Here is an 18,222-nt window from a genome sequence, read left to right on the forward strand (position 1 = left end):
AGCCATTAGGGGTGCAGCTATAGCCATTCCCAATGGCGAGGAAACCCTTGCGGATCCCAAACTCCCTCTCCCTCAGGGAGAGCGCTTAGAGTAGATCAGTGCTCTCTATGAGTTGTCTTTGTTGTTCTCGGGTGTAAGCCTGTGAGCCTTGCCGCCTCTCCCCCCGCTGCCGATCTCAGTAGGGATCCCCGCCCTCGGCGAGAAAGCGATTGGCGGCTGCTGCGGCTGCTCTGGCCCTATGCCCGTCGGCACCTCAGGCTGGTGTTGGCGGCCTTGGCCTTTCTGCCCCCTTTGGCCTTGGCAGATGCGGTGCAGCCTCTGATCCTACAGCGGGCTCTGGATGGCCCCATTGCCCGAGCGCTGGAACGAGGTGAGGCCGGGATCCTCTCCGACCTTTGGCCCTATGTGGGGCTGTTGATCCTAACGGTACTGGTTCGCTGGCTCTTCCAAGCCCTGGAAGGGTATGTCAGCCAAAAGCTGGGGCAGTTGATGACCCGCGACATCCGCGACGATCTCTTCGCCCACATTCTGGCCTTGCCGGCTCAGTTTTTCGACCGCACCCCGGTGGGTAAGCTGATCACCCGCATCACCAGCGACGTGGAAGCCTTGGGGGATGTCTTTTCCACCGGTGCCGTCGGCATTGTCAGCGACCTGTTTACTCTGGGGGTGATCGCGGTGGTCATGCTCAGCCAACGCTGGGATCTGGGCTTGCTGCTAATCCTCATCGTCCTGCCCATCAGCGCTGTTGTCCTCGAGTTGCAGCGCCGCTTTCGGGATGCCAACTTTCGCGTGCGCGAAGAACTCTCCAAGCTGAACTCCTGGATCCAGGAGAACATCTTGGGCATTACCGTGGTGCAACTGTTTCGGCGGGAGCGGCTCAATAGCGAGATTTTTCAAACCATGAACCGCCGCTACATCCGGGAAGTGGATCAAACCATCCTTTATGATTCTGCCCTTTCTGCCGTTTTGGAGTGGGTGTCTTGGCTGGCCGTGGCGGCTTTGCTCTGGGTGGGCGGGCAGCAGGTGATGTCAGCCGGTAGGGGCTCACTTGGAGGGGGATGGACGGGATCCCTGCCCCTGCCCAGGGAACCCCTCACCTTCGGTAGCCTCTACGCCTTTATTCTCTTTTCACAACGGTTTTTTAACCCGCTGCGGCAGTTGGCCGAAAAGTTTACGGCCCTACAGGCGGGGTTCACCGCCGTCGAGCGCATCGACGCCATCCTCAGCCTGCCGGTCGCCATCCGGGATCCCGCTCAGCCCCGCCACTTGCCCCCCAATGCCAGAGGAGAGGTGCAGTTCGAGCACGTCTGGTTTGCCTACAACCCCGGGGAGTGGGTGCTCAAAGACCTCACCTTCACCATCCGCCCCGGAGAAAAAGTGGCCCTGGTGGGGCCCACGGGAGCCGGGAAAAGCTCCATCATTCGCTTGCTCTGCCGTCTCTACGACGTAACCCAGGGATCTATTCGCATTGACGGCGTTGATATTCGGGATCTCCCCCAGGCTGAGCTGCACCGCCACCTAGGGGTAATCCTGCAGGATGGATTTTTGTTTTCCGGGGATATCCAGCAAAACATCACCCTAGGAGAGAAGGCAGATCTAGCGGCAGTGGAGCAGGTCGCCCGCCAACTCAACCTGCATGACTTCCTCCGCGATTTGCCCCAAGGCTACGCCACCCCCGTGCGGGAGCGAGGCAACAACCTCTCCAGCGGCCAAAAACAGCTCATCAGCTTTGTGCGGGCCATGTGGCGGGATCCCAAAATCTTGGTTTTGGACGAAGCCACCGCCAGCCTGGATGTGGGCACCGAAGCCCTCCTGCAATCCGCTCTAGACACCCTGCTGCGGGATCGCACCGCCCTGATCATCGCCCACCGCCTTTCCACCATCCGCAATGTGGATCGCATCTTGGTTCTGCAGCGGGGGGAACTCAAAGAGCAGGGATCCCATGCCGAGCTCATGGCCCTCAGCGGGCTCTATGCCAGCCTCTATCGGCTGCAAGATCTGGGCGGCTAGCAGGGGCCCAGGCCGTCAGCGACTGGCGCCAAAGCGAGACCGAATTGCCTTTAGGGTGGTGAAGCTGGCATCCGCGAACGCGATGCGAGCCTTGCAGAGTAACAGATTGCCGTTATCCACGGCAGTGTCTCTCAAGCTGGCCAAACCATCGCTGGCCTGCACCAGGGCACGGCGGCCCCAGCTAGAGAAATTTTTGCTGAGGGTGTTGATCAAGCGTTCCATAGGGATTGGACATTCCGCTCCTTGTCTTCCACCTAGCCTACTCCCCCAGCCGCAGGTATCCACAGAGGGCCATCAAGAAAATTGTTTGTTACAGATTGTTAAAAACTTGCCGTCAAGCCGGCAGACTGGCTATGATAGGCCCCAAGTTTGGCAAGCAATTCAAAGAAAGCGGTTAGCCATGAATCATCGGCCAGAGGTAGTGGAAGGCACAGAGTCCAAGCAGAAGGTGACCCTGTATCTCTCACCTGAGCTGCACCGGAATCTGAAGATTCGGGCTGCCGTGGAGCGGGAGCCGATGTCGGCAGTGGCAGAGAAGGCCATTACCTTCTATCTGCTTCACCCAGAGGTCATTGAAGGGGTACAAGGTAGCGCCTATCGTGTCCATCAATGTCCCAAGTGTAGTCACCCATTTGTTATCCGCGATGGAGAGGTGGTTTCCCTGCACCAGACATCGGCTGCCGAAGCCATCCTTGAAGAGGTGGAGCCAGAATACTGGGGATCGGCTGCTGGCTCGGAAGAGCAACGGCAGGATGCTCTGGTACCCTGCTAGAACGCTCCCAAGCGGGCCCCCTTCAGGAACTTGAGCTGATAGGAGCAGACAGCAACACAGAAGGCTTCTAAAATCCTCTCAAAATCCATCCAACAAGGGCGTACTCCCAAGTGCAATCCAATACCTAGGCAACTCGAACCCCATTTTTCAACCGTTCTGGCGGCTCCTGAAATTTCCCCTCTGCAGTTGGTGTTTCCCATGCAAGAGCTAAGCATCCTCATTCAAGCTCAATACCCACTGCTGTACCTGCTGACTCCAGAGGAGGAACGGGCAGAAGCGGCTCTGGCAGCAATTGCCCGCACCCTTAAGCCTCAGCGTCGCCTATTCATTTGGACAGTTACCCACGGCATCGTCGAATACGGCAACCCCCGCAGCCTCACCCAGCACAACACCCAATCCCCCCAGCCCGCCATCCAGTGGGTCATGGAGCAAAAGGATCCCGCCATCTGCGTCTTCAAAGACCTACATGACTTCTTGGACAACACCGAGGTGAAGCGCTGGCTGCGGGATGCTATTGCCAGCCTGAAGGGATCCCACAAAACCATCCTGCTCATGTCGCCGGTGCAGGTGATCCCGGTCGAGCTGGAGAAAGACATTTGCGTAGTGGACTTCCCCCTGCCGGACATGGCCACATTGGAGCGCGCCCTCAACCGCCAGCTGGAGCAGATCCCGCGCTCCCTGCCTTTGGCTCCTGATACCCGCGAAAAGTTGCTCAAGGCGGCCCTGGGCCTAACGCAGGACGAGGCAGAAAAAGTCTACCGCAAGGCTGTGGTGATGCATGGTCGCCTCACCGAGGCAGAAGTAGACATCATCCTCTCTGAGAAGAAGCAACTGATCCGGCGCAACGGCATTCTTGAGTTTATCGAAGAGGACGAGACCATCGACGCCGTTGGCGGTCTGGAAGAGCTGAAGCGCTGGCTGCTGCAACGCTCTGAAGCTTTTACCGAGCGAGCTCGCGCCTATGGACTGCCCCAGCCTAAGGGGATGCTGATCCTGGGCGTACCCGGCTGTGGCAAGTCGCTGATCGCCAAGACCACTGCCCGTCTCTGGGGCCTGCCCCTGCTGCGTCTGGACATGGGCCGCGTTTATGATGGCTCCATGGTGGGCAAATCGGAAGCAAATCTGCGTAGTGCCCTGCGGACTGCTGAATCTCTTGCCCCTGCTATCCTTTTCATCGACGAGCTGGACAAAGCCTTTGCCGGGTCAGCAGGCTCCAGCGATTCCGACGGGGGCACCTCTAGCCGCATCTTTGGCTCCTTCCTGACCTGGATGCAGGAGAAGCGCTCGCCGGTTTTTGTCATGGCCACGGCCAACCGTGTGGATCGTCTGCCGGGTGAATTCCTGCGCAAGGGCCGTTTTGACGAGATTTTCTTCGTGGATCTCCCCAACATCAACGAGCGGATGGAGATTTTCGAGATCCACCTGAAGAAGCGGCGGCGCGACATCAGCCGCTTTGATCTGCGCCAGTTGGCCGCAGCCTGTGAAGGCTTCTCCGGCGCGGAGATCGAACAAGTTTTGATTGCTGCCATGTACGAAGCGTTTGCCCAGAACCGCGAATTTACCCAACTGGACATTTTGGCAGCAACGAAAGCAACTCAACCGCTATCTCGCACCATGACGGAGCAAGTGGTAGCGTTGAGGGAATGGGCCCAGCAGCGGGCTCGGCCTGCAGCGGCCTCTGTAGCCGAGTACCAGCGGCTGGAGTTCTAGGAGGAGGTGAGGATCCAAAGCTACCTTGACAGAAGCAGGGACGGCAGGGCCCAAACCTTCCCCAAAGAACAGTGCCCATTGTTTGTGTTGATGTTCCAACCCCTACACACAGGAGAGAAACACCATGTCTCATTTTAGCACCTTGCGTACCAAGATCACCGATAGCCAAATCCTGATCAACTCTCTGCGCGATCTCGGCTACACCGTTAAGCTGAACGCCGACGTGCGTGGCTACAACGGCCAGCGTGTTCGCGCTGACATCGTGGCTCAGTTGGAAGGCGACTACGATCTGGGCTGGTCGAAGAATCCCGACGGTTCCTACGACCTGATTGCCGATTTGTGGGGCGTGGCCAAGAAGCACAACCAGACCGAGTTGATCAACTCCATCAACCAGAAGTACGCCGTCAACAAGACCTTGGCCGAGGTGAAGCGTCCTGGCTTGAACAACGCCAACGTTAAAGTGGTGATGCACTAAGCCGGATCCTGTCTCGCCATCGCTGCAGCGATCTACACCGACTAAAGTTAGGAGGGGCTGAATCCAGCCCCTACTTTTTGGCTTGGTTTTTTGATTGGAGGGGCTGCGACCCGAAGGAGGAACCTACGCTTCTGTGAGAGCGGCAATGCCGGGCAGCACCTTCCCTTCCAATAGCTCCAGGCTGGCTCCGCCACCGGTGGAGATATGGGTCATTTTGTCGGCCAGGCCCACTTTTTCCACGGCAGCCACCGAGTCTCCCCCGCCGATGATGGTGGTGGCTCCCGCTTGAGTGAGATCGGCCAGGGTGCGGGCAATGGCTTCTGTGCCCAGGGCAAAGCGGTCGAATTCGAACACGCCCATTGGCCCATTCCAGACCACGGTTTGGCACCCCTGCAGGGCGGACTGAAAAGCTTTTACCGATTCTGGGCCAATGTCCAGACCCATCCAGTCGTCGGGGATCTGGTGGATGGAAACCGTCTGGGCGTTGGCGTCTTTGTCAAAGCGATCCGCTACCACCACGTCCACCGGCAGCAACAGCTCCACCCTTCGCGCTTTGGCTTTCTCCATCAGGGAGCGGGCGAGATCCAGCTTGTCGGTTTCTACCAGGGATTTGCCGGTCTTGAGGCCCTGGGCTTGGTAAAAGGTGAAGATCATGCCGCCGCCGAGGAGGAGCTTATCCACCTTCTCCAGCAGCCTCTCGATGACGCCGATTTTGCTGGACACTTTGGAGCCGCCGATGATGGCTGCCAAGGGGCGCCGCGGATTCTCGATGGCGCCCGAAAGAAACTGCAGCTCCTTTTCCACCAGGTAGCCAGCCACAGCAGGCTGGAGATAGGCGGTAACGCCGGCAGTAGAGGCGTGGGCGCGGTGGGCACTGCCAAAGGCGTCGTTGACGAACAAGTCCGCCAGTGAGGCCAACTTGCGGGCAAATTCCGGGTCGTTGTCTTCCTCTTCTGGGTAGAAGCGGACGTTTTCCAGCAGGGCCACCTGGCCGTTTTCCAGGCCGTTCACCACTGCCTCGGCCTCGGGGCCAATGCAATCGGGGGCAAAGGCGACCGGCTGGCCCAGCAACTGAGAAAGACGGGTGGCCACGGGGGCTAGGCTATTGCCCTCGCGAGCGATCTTAACCGCGCCTGTCTCTTTGTCTTTTTTGACGGGGCGGCCCAGGTGGCTGGCGAGGATCACTTTGGCGCCCGCTTGGATGAGGGCCTGGACGGTGGGCAGAGCAGCCCGAATGCGGGTGTCATCGGTAATGTTGCCCTGGGCGTCCAAGGGGACATTGAAATCGGCTCGCACCAGCACACGCTTGCCGGCCAGATCAAAGCCGGATGACAGCAGGGATCCCAGTGTTTGTTTGGCCATCGTTGTTTTCCCCCGGACTGCAGAAAATCTTTATTTTTTCTTCCGTATGTATCCTACCAGCGATTGGGATCCCGGCAGCGAGACCGATGGGCTCAGGGATCCCCTTGTCCTGCTGCTGGTGCCGGGTTGGCCTTCCGTCTGCCCCTTGGCCCCGGCAATTGTAACGGTTTGCAAATAGAATGAAAGTGTTGCTTTGTCGTTACCCTCATGCGTGTTGCCATTGCTGGTGGCGGGCTGGCCGGGCTGGCCTGTGCCAAGTATCTCTGCGATGCCGGGCATCAACCGCTCCTCTTCGAGCGGCGAGATGTTTTGGGTGGCCTGGTGGCTGCCTGGAAAGATGCCGACGGCGACTGGATCGAGACGGGGCTGCACAACTTTTTTGGCGCCTACCCCAACACGTTGCAGCTGTTCCGGGAGCTGGGCATCTCCGATCGCCTGCAGTGGAAGGAACACAGCTTGATTTTCAACCAGCCGGACAAGCCGGGCACCTATTCCCGCTTTGACCTGCCGGATATTCCCGCTCCTTTCAACGCCATTGTCGGCATCTTGCGCAACAACGACATGCTCACCTGGGGGGAAAAGGTGAAGTTTGCCCTGGGGCTGGTGCCGGCCATGATTCGCGGCCAGCGCTATGTGGAGCAGATGGATCGCTATAGCCTCTTGGAATGGCTGCGGCGGCAGGGTATTGACGAGCGGGTCAACACCGATATTTTCATTGCCGTCTCCAAGGCCCTGGCCTTCATCAACCCGGAGGAGATCTCGGCCATGGTGCCCCTGACGGCCTTGAACCGCTTTTTGCAGCAAAAAGATGGCTCTAGGATTGCCTACCTAGACGGCGCTCCCCCAGAGCGGCTCTGCCAGCCGATGGTGGACTACATTGTCGCCCGTGGGGGGGAAGTGCATTTGAAGGCGGCGTTGCAGGACATTCGTCTCAACCCTGACGGCAGCGTGGCCGGGTTTTGCTTAGCCACCCCCTCTGGGCCGGTGGAGGTGACTGCCGATGCCTATGTCTCGGCCCTTTCGGTGGACGCGCTCAAGGAGCTGCTGCCGGCGCAGTGGTGGGGGATCCCCTTTTTCCAAAAGCTGCGTGAACTGGAGGGGGTGCCAGTAATTAGCCTGCAGATCTGGTTTGACCGCAAGATTACTCACATCGATCACTCCCTGTTTTCCCGCTCGCCGCTATTGAGCGTGTATGCCGACATGAGCAACACCTGCCGGGCCTATGCCGATCCGGAGCGGTCCATGTTGGAGCTGGTGCTGGCTCCGGCTGCCGAGTGGATTGATCGCGGCGATGAGGAGATCTTTGCCGCCACGCTGGAGGAACTGAAAAAACTCTTTCCCCAGCACCTTACCGGCCCCAACCCCGCCCGCGTGCGCAAGTGGGTGGTGGTGAAAACGCCGCGCTCGGTCTACAAGGCTACCCCTGGCAGACAGCAGTATCGCCCCACTCAAGTTACCCCTATTCCCAACTTCTTCTTGGCGGGCAGCTACACCCTACAGCCCTTCCTGGGCAGCATGGAGGGGGCCATCCTCTCCGGCAAGTGGGCGGCGGAGGCCATCAACAAGGGGATCCCATTTCAACGCGCTTCTGTCTCGGCCTCAACTCTGGCAGCTGCGGGGGTCTAGCTCTTCGCCGTCCGCCTCCTATGCCTTTTGAATCTTTCTTTTCCCCACAACCTCTTCTAGGCTATCCGCGGCGTCCGCTTTCCCGTAGTGTTGATATGTGCCCTCGCCGTTCCTCTTCCTTCTCTATCCTGGCCCTGTGCTCCTGGAGATAGCCAGATGAGTCCGCTTGAGCAATCTTTTGCCCTCTGTCGCCAGATTACGGCCAAGCACGCTAAGACTTTCTACCTGGGATCCCTGCTCTTACCCCAGTCCAAACGACGGGCCATCTGGGCCATCTACGCTTGGCTGCGGCAAACCGATGAGTTGCTGGATGGACTGGAAGCCAGCCAGGCAGAGGTGGAGGTCACCCGCAGCAAGCTGGAGCAGTGGGGATCCCATCTGGAGTCGCTCTTCCAGGGAGGCGAGCCGCAAGTCCCCACGGACCTCGCTTTGATCCACACCATCCGCACCTACCGCCTTTCCATCGAGCCGTTTCGCGAGATGCTGCGGGGGCAGAGCATGGACTTGGATACCCAGCGCTACGCCACCTGGGAGGATCTGCGGGTCTACTGCTACCGCGTGGCTGGGGTGGTGGGGCTGATGTGCTCGGAGATCATGGGGTTTGTGCCGGGCCGGGATGGCCGCGAGGAGGCGGTGGCGCTGGGGATCGCCATGCAACTAACCAACATCTTGCGGGATGTGGGGGAAGATGCCCGCCGCGGACGGATCTACATCCCCCTCGAAGATCTGCGCCGCTTCAACTACTCCGAGCGGGACCTGTTTAACTATGTTATTGACGAGCGCTGGATGGCTTTGATGGACTATGAGATCCGGCGGGCTAGAGAGCTCTATGCCCAAGCGGAACGGGGGATCCCTACCCTGCAACCCGACTCCCGCTGGCCGGTGGCCGCTTCTCTGATGCTCTACCGGCAGATCCTCAACGCCATCGAGCGCAACCACTACCAGGTTTTTCGCACTCGCGCCTACGTATCCACCCTAAGCAAGGCGTTGGCGCTGCCGGTGGCTTGGTGGCGTTCCAACTACTACGGCTATTAGCCAACGGTGCCCAACCGGAGTGGTGGCAGAAAATCGGACACAAGACGGCAAGCCCAAAACCCGTGAACGGCGAGGAAAACGTATGGTGAACCGTGCCCTGACCCTACCCTATCAGCAAATTTGGGAAGACAGTTTAACCATCTTCTGGCGGGACTGGCTGGATCTGCGGGGGCGAGTTTGGCAGGTGGTGGCCTCAGGTCTGGTGGCCCCCCTCATCTACATTGTCGCCTTTGGGGTGGGCTTGGGGGGATCCCTGCGTTCAGAGGCTCTGGCCGATGTGGTGGGATCCACGGCGGCAGGCTCCTACCTGCGCTTTATTTTGCCGGGGATGGTGGCCCTTTCCGCCATGACCATCAGCTTTGCCGGCACCACCTTCTCCATCTGTGGATCCCGGCTCTTCACCAAAAGCTTTGAAGAACTGTTGCTCCTGCCGGTTCACCCGCTGTCCTTACATCTGGGCAAGGTACTGGCGGGCATTGCCCGCGGCCTGCTGACAGCCCTGGGCGTCTTGGCGGTGGGGGTGCTGGGCACCGGCGCTTGGGGCCTTCTCCACCCTCTATCGCTGTTGATTCTGCTGCTCAATTGTGCCGTTTTTGCCGGCATTGGAGTGATTGCCGGGTTGAAGGTGCCCAGCCTGGAGAGTGTGGGAGTGCTCACCAACTTTTTGATTACCCCCATGTCTTTTCTGGGGGCCACCTTTTTCGATCCCGCCCAGTTGCCAACCTACCTGCAGGTGCTGGTCTACTGCCTGCCCCTCTCCTACGCCAGCATCGGCATGCGGGCGGCTGCCTATCAGCCCCTCTCCCAGTTTCCCTGGTACACGGTTGGGGTTTTGGGCAGCTTGGCGGTGATCTTGGCCTTTGTGGGCGCTTATCAATTTTCCCACCAGCAGGACTGAGGGTTTTCTCAGTTCCCCTGGCCAAACACTTCTGGATAGCGAGCCAGTTGCTCCTGAAGATTCTGGTCGTAGCGCAGGACAATCACGCGGTAGCCGCCTTCTAGGAGCTGAGCCCGCAGTTGGCGATCCTGCTCGGCTCGAGTTGGCTCATCGTGGACTGCGCCATCACAAAAGACGCAGATATTGGGGTCATAGAAGAAATCGACAACACAGCGGGGCTCACTGATGGACTTCTGGGCATCGTCAGGCAATCGATACCCTCCTTCTGCCAGCGCCTCGAGAAACCTGCGCTCCAGTTCAGACCGAGGGTCAACGAGCTGGCGTAGCCAATCCAAGTGCTCTTGTCGGGAGCTGCCTGGGTCAGTGCGACTGTGGGCCAGCTCACCCAAAAGATCCCGAATCTTGTATCGGTCAAGCTCCAGCGCTTCCCTCTGGTTGGCATAGCTCAGCAGGCACTCATAGCAGGCTGCCCGGCACTCAGGCCGGAGATCTTGAACCCCGGCCTCTGAAAGTCTGAAGTGGCAGATCTCCAGAGACGCCTGAGCCACCTCCGCAAGAGCCTCTGGCTCCTCCACCAGCCGACGCAGGACGCCGGCTCCTCCTTCTGCCGTCTCATAGAGGAGAATAGCCCGATGGGATCCCTGGCCAATGGACTCGGCGGCTAGCTCCGACTCCTCCAGCTCGAAAGTCTCTTCGATCCCCCGCTTAAGGGCGTAGCGCAGGCTGGTCTCCAAGGTCTGGGGATCCCCTAGACCTGGTTGAACCAGGCGCACCAGCAACAGGTTTTGAGTACTGCGCACCGCCAGGCAGACGCGCTGCAAACGTGTTGGGTCGGAAGAGCCAGTTCTGCTCTGCTGGATCTGAGTTCGAGAGAGAACTTCGCCAGTGTCAAAGTTGACCAGAAAGCCCTGCCCTCCACTCCCTCGCCAGCCGTAGTTAATACGCAGCAGAGTGGCGGCTGGGGCATAGCGCAAGTGAAGCAGTTGGGTTTGCCCCCTTAGGACATCGGCTGCTTGAACGCGGTAGCCGGAACTTTTGGGAGCAAGCTGAAAGAAGGTCTGCAGCTCATATCCCCGCCGCCGCCGTTCTTCTTCATCGGCTGTGATGCGATCCCGGCGCTGCATGCGCACGTTGGGCATTTCGAGGAGATGGGTCAGCCGGCTGTTTTGCCCATCGAACTGGGTGCCGCAGACGGGGCAGCAATCCAGGCAGGGATCCGCAAAAGCTCCACAACTCAAGCAGAGCTTTTGAGTACTTTTGCGCTCCTCCAGGCCGCCGGGCGGAGCCTGAAAAGCCACCGATTCCCACTGGCAGCCTTCGTGGTAGAGGAAGTTGTGGGGTGCGAACTCCCGAACGGCCAAAAACCGGGGTCGGGCGATAAACTCCCCTTCGCTGCCGCGGGGCACCCAGGCCCGGACAGGCAAGGCCGGAAAGTTGTAGCCAGGGAGGAACCCCTCGCTGGCCAGATAGCGGTAGGGGTAAAAGTCACCTTCCTCCCGCTGGGTATCGATCTGTAACAGCAAGTTGCGCTGGCGCAGGGCTTCTTGCTGGCGGCGCTCAGCTTTCTGCTGGCTTTTCCTTTGGCGAGCTGTTTGGAGCTCTTGGTGAGCAGCTTCCAACTGTTGGGTGGCGGCCCGATACAGCTCCCGCCAGCGGTTAAAGGCCCGGTCAAACTCGCGTGGCGCCTCTTCAATAACCTGCCGGATCCAGCGCTTGTTAAACCAGCCACTTCTGTCTAGGAGTTCCCGGTCGGCGGCCAGCAGCTCCTGCACTTGCTCCTCCACTTCTCGCCGGGCGGCCTCCCCTAGTTGGATTTGCTGGGCCACTATCTCTCTGAGGGGCAGCTCTTCCCGATGATCCAAGTCAATGACGGTTTCGATGGAATTGCCCAGAGGCAGGCGCACGCGGGCCAGCCAAACGGCGTGGATGTGAGCCCGCACTAGGGACTCGTTGGCCAAATCCAGGCAGGGAGGTCGCACTCGACCGGCCACCATCTCGGCGCGGCGGCGGAAGTAGTACTGGTCGTGGCTGTTGAAAGCACTGCAATACGTTACGATTAGCCCCGGTTGCCCCTGGCGGCCTGCGCGTCCACTGCGCTGAGCGTAGTTGGCCGGCGTTGGAGGGACGTTGCGCAGATGTACCAGATCCAAATCGGCAATATCGACCCCCAACTCCAGGGTTGGCGAGCACACCAAATAGGGAAGGCGTCGAGCTTGATCCTCCCCGCGAAAGCGCCTTTCTCGCTGCTCCCGCTCTCCTGGCCGAACCACTTGGGCAGTGTGCTCCCTAGCCTCCAGGGATCCCAGCCCTACTGCTCCAGTTCGATACAGGCGTTGGAAGAAGAAGTTGACAGAGCGGGAGGGGGCAGCGTAGCCCTCCTGCCGAGCGCGGCGGGAATACAAGGGATCCGCAAGGGGGGCAGATTCATCTCCCAAGCACCAGAGGAGACATCCGGCATCCAGTTGATGGGCTTCTTGGCCATTTCTCTGGTGAGATCTCAACAGGCCATAGCCGACCAGCAAAGAGAGAAGGGATCCCAGAAGCTCGTCGTAAGCTTCTCTGGTCAGCTCGAGATACTTGATGAGAAAACGCCCAATAGCGCTGCGGGGGCCCAAGCTATGAACTTGCAAGTCCTGCCGGGACTGGCTCTGGCGAACAAAGTAGCTAGCCGTCCGCAGTTCGTCATGCTCCTCTAGGCCCCAAAACTCGTTGAGATGTTGCTCGGCCCGCCGGCGCAGCGTTCTCTGGGGTTCTTTCTCGAGCAGACGGACATCGATGGCCAATTTCCGCCGAAACTGATCCAATACGGCCCGCAGCAGGCCCTCTCGCTCGCCAACGGTTGCTTGGCCAAACCAGGGGTGAAGGGAAGCCAGGGCAGGGCTTTGGCAAAGCTCTTTGAGCCCGCGGTATTCGATTTTCAGCAGCCCCACCTGTTCCAGGTTGGGATGGGTGACCCGCCAGCCGCGCCGCAGATCTTCGTAGAGACGGTATTCTGTCAGGTCTGTAAAGGTCTGCCAAACGTCCTGAGCAAGGGAAGACTGGGGATCCAAGGAGGGGTTCTGGGCAATGTCAGCAAGGCTAAGACCTGAGGCCCGCACTACTTCTCGGGCCACTTCAGCGAAGCCCAACTCTTTTTTCTGCTGCAGGGCGGCATACAGCGAGGCCCGCAGGAGGGCCACATGGACAAAGTCGTTGAAGTGGCCGGCTTGTAGCGAGGCATCTTGGCGATTGTCAGTAAAAGTCAGAAGCTTGTCGCGAGCCGCTTGCGTCTGGGCCGTATGGCGCAACAGAGAGGTGGCAAGGGTGGTGGTGGCGCTGGAGCGGCCTTCGCTGGAGAGGGAAGCCAGCTTGACAAACTCCCGCTCGCGGGCGGTGTAGTACTCGCCGCAGGCCAAGCAGAGGGAAAAAGGCTGGGGCTGCCACCACATCTTCTGGGCCTCCGCCTGGGGTTGCTCGGAAAAGGATCCGTCGGGGCGCACCCAGACTGCTTGGGGGACGCGGCTTTTCCAGTTGGGCTTGAGCCTGCCCTCAGGGGTGTACCAATCTTCAGGGATCTGCTCTGGCGACCACTCGTTTTCAACGGGATCCAGGCTCAGGTAGCCGGCTTGCTGGTCTTCAGCCTCCTCCATCTCTTCTCCGATGGGATAGGGCAAAAACTGCCCCCTTGCCTTCAAGACATGGTAATAGTCGTGCCCGCACTGGCGGCAGAACTTGACGGGGAAAAACAGCTTCCCTTCCCCAGCTTGCATTTGCCCTTCCAGGGAAAATTGCCGCTTTTCCCGGCTCTCCAAGGTGGCGTACAGGGTGCGGCCCTGGGAGATAAACTGGTGCAGCTTGAAGGCGACTCCCCAAGTGCTGCCCTCTTTGAGGCTGCTGGCATGGGCCAGAAACTGGCGCAGGGATTTGGCGCAGGTTGCGGGATCCCTGGCGGCCACCTCGGCCAGTTGGGCGGCTACCTTGGAAAGCTCCCTGGGCACGCGGCGCCTGAAGCTGCCATCGGGACTTTGCTCCAGGCCCAGCTCATACTCTAGCCAGCGCATCAGGGGATGGCGGCGCAGATCGGCCTGGTTTGTAGGCCAAGGCAAGTCCAGGGCGCTCTTCAGCTCTGCCACCGTGGGTGGGCCGCCCTCGGTGAGGGGGGCCAGGGTTTCCTCAATGACGTGCTCCGGCCCAAAGGGATGGCCGAAAAAGCGGCTGGCAAAGGCGGCTACAGTCTGGCGGCGCTCCTGGGCGTCGGCTTCTGGTCGGGAGATCATGGTGGCGCTGGTGCCAATATGCACCAAGTTCTTGGCCCCACAGCGTCCTTTTAGGCGGCGAACCAGCATGGCCACATCCGCCCCTTGCCGACCCCGGTAGGTGTGCAGCTCGTCAAAGACCAGAAAGCGCAGCCCTCCCATCTCGGGATTCAAAAACCGCTGATCTTCAGGACGAACCAGGAGGAGTTCTGCCATCACATAGTTGGTGAGCAGAATTTGAGGTGGATCCCGCCGTAGCTGGTCTCGTTCGTTTTCCGAAGTTTCCCCGGTGTATCTGGCAAAGCGCACCGGAAAAGGGCGATGGTAGTTGCGCTCGTACCGCTCGCACAGGGCTTGCAAAGACTGGTATTGAGAGTTCACCAAGGCATTCATGGGGTAGACCACAATGGCCACCACCTGATGACGGGATCCCCCCTGGCGGATCCAGTTGTCGAGAATGGGCAGGAAGTAGCAAAGGCTTTTGCCGGAGCCGGTGCCGCTGGTAACCACAAAGCTTTCCCCGGCCAGAGCTTTCTCGATGGCCTCCTCCTGGTGGCGGTAGAGGCGAAAGGGCCTGCCATCTTCAAGGCGGAAAATGTGGGCTGTTTCTTGGGCAATGCGCCCGGCCTCGGCCAGCTCGTCAACGGTTGGGCCGGGCACATAAACAGGGCTTAGCTGGATGAGAGGCTCTGGCCAGAGGTGGATCCCTTCCTCTAGAGCTTGATTCACAAAGGCTTGCGCCCGTTGGTCGCCAATGAGAAAAAAGGAGCGGACAAAATCGCGATAGTCGTCCAGAACAGTGGCGTGGAGATCAAAGATGGTGGACATCGAATCTGCCCTTAAGGCCCGCTTGGTTAGCTCAAGCCTAGCTTGAAGATGCCGCAAGTGGTGTTTGCAACCCCACTCGCCAAGATCTACGGCCCGCTGAACGGCAAAAAGATATCTCCGAAGTGGGATCGGCGATGCGCCGGCTTCCCCCACACCTCCAGTACCCGCCGACGGCTGCAGCGTTCTCCGAATGCAGGAACCAGAATCCCTTGCCTTTAGGCAGGGGGCATGTCAAGAGAAAACTGGTCTGCAGAAGGCCACCTCCGCCTCATGGACGAATAACCCGCAATCCTAGATGCGCCTCGTAGCCATCGAAGTCACTGTCGTGGTGGAGGAGCGGAACATTGTTCTCAATGCACCAAGTGGCAATCAAACTGTCTATTGTTTTGCGCACCGTCACGCCTTTGCGACGCAACAAGCGAAAGTTCTGCGCACTTTTCACCGCCAGGGAGGGGTTAACCATTTGCACCTGATGCAATTTCACCAGAGCACAGCGAGCCTGCTCGAAATCGGCATCTTTGCGAAAGCCCTGCAAGACTTCTGCCAAAATCAGGTCGCCCACCAGGATAAGAGTTTGATCCAGGGCCCAATCCAGATAGTCGGTGTGAAGCGATGAAATGCCGTTGAAGTAATCAATCCAGATGGTGCTGTCCACCAGGATCATCCTCACTCCTGCAGGCACGACAGGCGTTGCTGCTGCAAATTGCCCTCCCATTTCAACTTGCCGCGTAAGTTGCGGATCTCAGCTTGCTCGTGTAGGCGAATCAGGACACGCAGCGCTTCGTGAATCACCTCGCGCTTGGTCTTGAGGCCGGTTACCTGGCGGGCACGCTCGATCAGGTCGTCATCCAGGACGATGTTGGTGCGCATGAGGAGCCACTTGTGTGTATAGAAATGCAGATCTATGTGTATTCTAAGCTTTTATTGAGTGCTGCGCCAGCTTCTCCCACGCCTCCAGCACCAGCCGCCGCGTGCGGTATTCGCCGAACTGACTCAGTTCCTTCTCCTTCAGCACGCGAAAGGTTTTGCCGGGGAAGGTGCTAGCAGCAGCGCGGGTAGCGTAGCCAGCCGAGTCGAGCGGGTCTGCCACCTCTTCCCGCGGGTCGAGTATGTCTTCCAGTTCGCGTTCGGTGAGGTCTGCCGGGTCGAGGATGTAGCGCAGTTGCTTGCGCGTCAGGCCGTAGAGCTGGGCGTAGTACGCATCGAGTTCGGCACGCAGCACCGCGCGGCGGTCTTCGTCCCAGCGAAAGGGCGGAAAGGGGATGCCCTTCTGCGGGTTGGTTTCGATCTCCGGGTAAGCGCTGATCCAGGATGGCAGGCGCCATTCATGCCTGCCGACAGCAATACGGTTTGCATCCCACGCAGCATGGATGGCTGCCCGCAGCCCTTCATCAGCTTCGTTCCACACATCGTCGGCGAAGGGCTTGAGATCCCAGGCAGTATAGGTCAGTTCCAGTGCGCGCGGCACAATGAAGGCGAGATCGGCGGGGGTGTAGGCAGTGGGGGGAAAAATAGGGAGTTGGCGGAGGATGAAGAAAGTAAGATGCGTCCCACCAATTTTCTGGCGCAATGCCCAATCAAAAATCAGGACATTTAGATTGGCTAGAAAACACGAGAGATGAATAGCCGAAATCTCACCCGTAAGGACTATGGGCATCGTATGTCCTACCCCAACTCTGGGCAGCAGGCTGAAGATGGCAGTGCGCTCGTTAGTGGCGTTAGTAACATCGCGGAATCCCACCAACCACCCACGCTGCCAGTCGCCCAGGCGCTTCGTTACTTCTTCAGCGGGCACCCAGTACCAGGGCAGAACGACGAAGTGCGGATCGGCGTGCTGGCGCTCGTCGGGGGTGGGCAGTTGGGTGCTGGAACGCGAATCCACTCCTTCATACGTGCCGTAGCGGTGGTCGTAGTGCCAGATCATTTTGGCTTCGTAGAGCGGGAGGTAGTGCGTTGCGGTGGATGGCTCACCCCTGACAAACACATTCCCCACCAACCGATACCCCTGCTGCTCCAATTCTGCCCGTGTGCGGAAGAGGTGCGAGTCAGAAGACATATTGAACAACCCCTGCTTAAACTGCACGCCCCAGGGGTTGACCCTCACCCCCAGCCCCTCTCCCGTGGGGAGAGGAGAGTCGTTCACCAGCACTGGCACGCGCTGATAGATGGCGCGGGTCAGGTCGGCGTCTTGCTGGGTGCGGAAAACGGGCAGGGTGCGGGTGTTGGGGTTGATGCGGGCAATGTCGTCCGCTGTGAGGGTGAAAACGCGACGCGGGTCGCGCAGGTGATCGGCATGGGTGGCAAAGAAGGCGAAGACCATCGGCGCCGCTTCGCACACGCCGGCTGGCGTCGGTTGCCACGATCCTGCCAGGGTGAGGAGGCAGAACTTCATGCGGCTATCCACTGCCGGAAAGAGTCGCTGGCGGTTCTCAAAATCGAACAGACTTGCCAGTTGCCCCTTGCCTGCCAGATCGGCGAAGAAGAACTGGTTGGTCGCGTCGGTGGCGATGCCGGTGGGGACGATGATGCCCGCCCGCCCCCGGATATTGAGCAGGCTACGCACCCGTTCGGCAAAGACCGAGTAGGTGTTGATACGGCCGCGGCCGGCGAGGGGATATTGACCACTGCCCCGTAAAAAGCGGCTGGTGCTTTCGGCGCCGTGCAGGGCACGCTGGTAGTCGTGCCAGAGGGCGGGGTTGGTCTTGGGTAGGTCGGCGATCAGCCGTTTGCGGGCGGCGGCATTAGAGGCGCGGGCGATCTGGGCATCGCGGCTGGCGAAGAATTCCTGCTCTTCCAGTTGAATTTGCTCCCAGGGCGGGTTGGAGAGGATCACATCAAAGCCGCCACTTTCAAACACCTCCGGGAACTCCAGCGGCCAGTGGAAAAACCGGTTCTCGACGGCGAGGGCCTGAGCAGTGGCAAGGGCCTGGGAGGGGGTTCTCTCCTGCAGTCGATCAGCCACGGCTTGGGTGGTAATGGCCCTAGAGAAGTCAGGGATCAAGGGCTGGAAAAAAGCGGCTGTCCACAGGTTGCAGGCTTCCACTAGGTCGTGTTGATCTTATGTTAGGATAGAGAGAGTAATTTATAGAGGAAAGAGGATGAAGTTGGTTTTTTTAGATGAAAACAAATGGCAGAAGATATTGGCTTTTTTACAGACAGAAGAGAGAGTTAACATTGGGAAAGAAGCAAACTGCAAACAGTTTATTGAAGCAGTTCTTTGGATAGCCCGTTCCGGTGCTCCTTGGCGCTACCTCCCAGAAGGATATGGCAA

15 protein-coding genes are annotated in these 18,222 nt (G+C 59.3%); 9 read left to right on the plus strand and 6 right to left on the minus strand.

The features are described from left to right. Nucleotides 1–141 precede the first annotated feature (141 nt). Nucleotides 142–2,010 (plus strand): ABC transporter ATP-binding protein, encoded by a 1,869-nt coding sequence (locus tag NW849_RS02135; RefSeq protein WP_414355709.1) that lies wholly within the window; start codon nt 142–144, stop codon nt 2,008–2,010. A 15-nt stretch (nt 2,011–2,025) separates the two neighbouring features. On the opposite strand, the gene NW849_RS02140 is transcribed toward NW849_RS02135, so the two are convergent. Then, a complete protein-coding gene (locus tag NW849_RS02140) occupies nt 2,026–2,232 on the minus strand; it encodes a hypothetical protein (RefSeq protein WP_041436551.1) in 207 nt (68 codons plus the stop codon). A gap of 178 nt (nt 2,233–2,410) precedes the next feature. Between NW849_RS02140 and NW849_RS02145 the strand changes: the two genes are divergently transcribed. From NW849_RS02145 to NW849_RS02155, 3 genes are all read left to right on the plus strand, one after another. After that, nucleotides 2,411–2,782: a hypothetical protein gene (locus NW849_RS02145; protein WP_041436554.1), complete on the plus strand. Its 372-nt coding sequence runs from the start codon at nt 2,411–2,413 to the stop codon at nt 2,780–2,782. Nucleotides 2,783–2,980: 198 nt separating this feature from the next. Beyond that, nucleotides 2,981–4,492, plus strand: coding sequence for an AAA family ATPase (locus NW849_RS02150; protein WP_414355710.1), 1,512 nt, complete (start codon nt 2,981–2,983; stop codon nt 4,490–4,492). Between the two features lie 124 nt (nt 4,493–4,616). After that, nucleotides 4,617–4,967: a DUF1257 domain-containing protein gene (locus NW849_RS02155; protein WP_414355711.1), complete on the plus strand. Its 351-nt coding sequence runs from the start codon at nt 4,617–4,619 to the stop codon at nt 4,965–4,967. Nucleotides 4,968–5,090: 123 nt separating this feature from the next. On the opposite strand, the gene NW849_RS02160 is transcribed toward NW849_RS02155, so the two are convergent. Further along, a complete protein-coding gene (locus NW849_RS02160; RefSeq protein WP_414355712.1) occupies nt 5,091–6,329 on the minus strand; it encodes a phosphoglycerate kinase in 1,239 nt (412 codons plus the stop codon). A gap of 46 nt (nt 6,330–6,375) precedes the next feature. Between NW849_RS02160 and NW849_RS02165 the strand changes: the two genes are divergently transcribed. The 4 genes from NW849_RS02165 to NW849_RS02180 all read left to right on the plus strand — a co-directional run bounded on the left by NW849_RS02165 (nt 6,376) and on the right by NW849_RS02180 (nt 9,888). Then, a complete protein-coding gene (locus tag NW849_RS02165; RefSeq protein ID WP_414355713.1) occupies nt 6,376–6,507 on the plus strand; it encodes a hypothetical protein in 132 nt (43 codons plus the stop codon). Between the two features lie 29 nt (nt 6,508–6,536). Further along, a complete protein-coding gene (gene pds / locus NW849_RS02170) occupies nt 6,537–7,955 on the plus strand; it encodes a 15-cis-phytoene desaturase (RefSeq protein WP_414355714.1) in 1,419 nt (472 codons plus the stop codon). Nucleotides 7,956–8,111: 156 nt separating this feature from the next. Next, nucleotides 8,112–8,990 carry a phytoene synthase gene (locus NW849_RS02175; RefSeq protein ID WP_414355715.1) on the plus strand — a complete coding sequence of 293 codons (879 nt, stop codon included), beginning with the start codon at nt 8,112–8,114 and terminating at the stop codon, nt 8,988–8,990. An 82-nt stretch (nt 8,991–9,072) separates the two neighbouring features. Beyond that, the gene (locus NW849_RS02180) at nt 9,073–9,888 is read left to right on the plus strand and encodes an ABC transporter permease (protein ID WP_414355720.1); all 816 of its coding nucleotides are present in this window, start codon (nt 9,073–9,075) and stop codon (nt 9,886–9,888) included. Nucleotides 9,889–9,896: 8 nt separating this feature from the next. Here NW849_RS02180 and NW849_RS02185 read toward each other — a convergent pair whose 3' ends face one another. The 4 genes from NW849_RS02185 to NW849_RS02200 form a co-directional block, all read right to left on the minus strand. Next, entirely contained in the window at nt 9,897–14,951 is a 5,055-nt protein-coding gene (locus NW849_RS02185) for a DEAD/DEAH box helicase (RefSeq protein WP_414355716.1), read from the minus strand. A gap of 268 nt (nt 14,952–15,219) precedes the next feature. After that, nucleotides 15,220–15,615 carry a PIN domain nuclease gene (locus NW849_RS02190; protein ID WP_011433301.1) on the minus strand — a complete coding sequence of 132 codons (396 nt, stop codon included), beginning with the start codon at nt 15,613–15,615 and terminating at the stop codon, nt 15,220–15,222. Between the two features lie 2 nt (nt 15,616–15,617). Beyond that, nucleotides 15,618–15,821 carry a type II toxin-antitoxin system VapB family antitoxin gene (locus tag NW849_RS02195; protein ID WP_414355717.1) on the minus strand — a complete coding sequence of 68 codons (204 nt, stop codon included), beginning with the start codon at nt 15,819–15,821 and terminating at the stop codon, nt 15,618–15,620. A gap of 43 nt (nt 15,822–15,864) precedes the next feature. Next, nucleotides 15,865–17,913, minus strand: a complete 2,049-nt coding sequence (locus NW849_RS02200) for an Eco57I restriction-modification methylase domain-containing protein (protein WP_414355718.1) — start codon at nt 17,911–17,913, stop codon at nt 15,865–15,867. A 136-nt stretch (nt 17,914–18,049) separates the two neighbouring features. Between NW849_RS02200 and NW849_RS02205 the strand changes: the two genes are divergently transcribed. Next, nucleotides 18,050–18,222: transposase (locus tag NW849_RS02205; protein WP_414355721.1), on the plus strand; the 173-nt coding region annotated here is incomplete at its 3' end.

Source organism: Synechococcus sp. R55.3, from assembly GCF_047461975.1.
Lineage (GTDB): Bacteria > Cyanobacteriota > Cyanobacteriia > Thermostichales > Thermostichaceae > Thermostichus.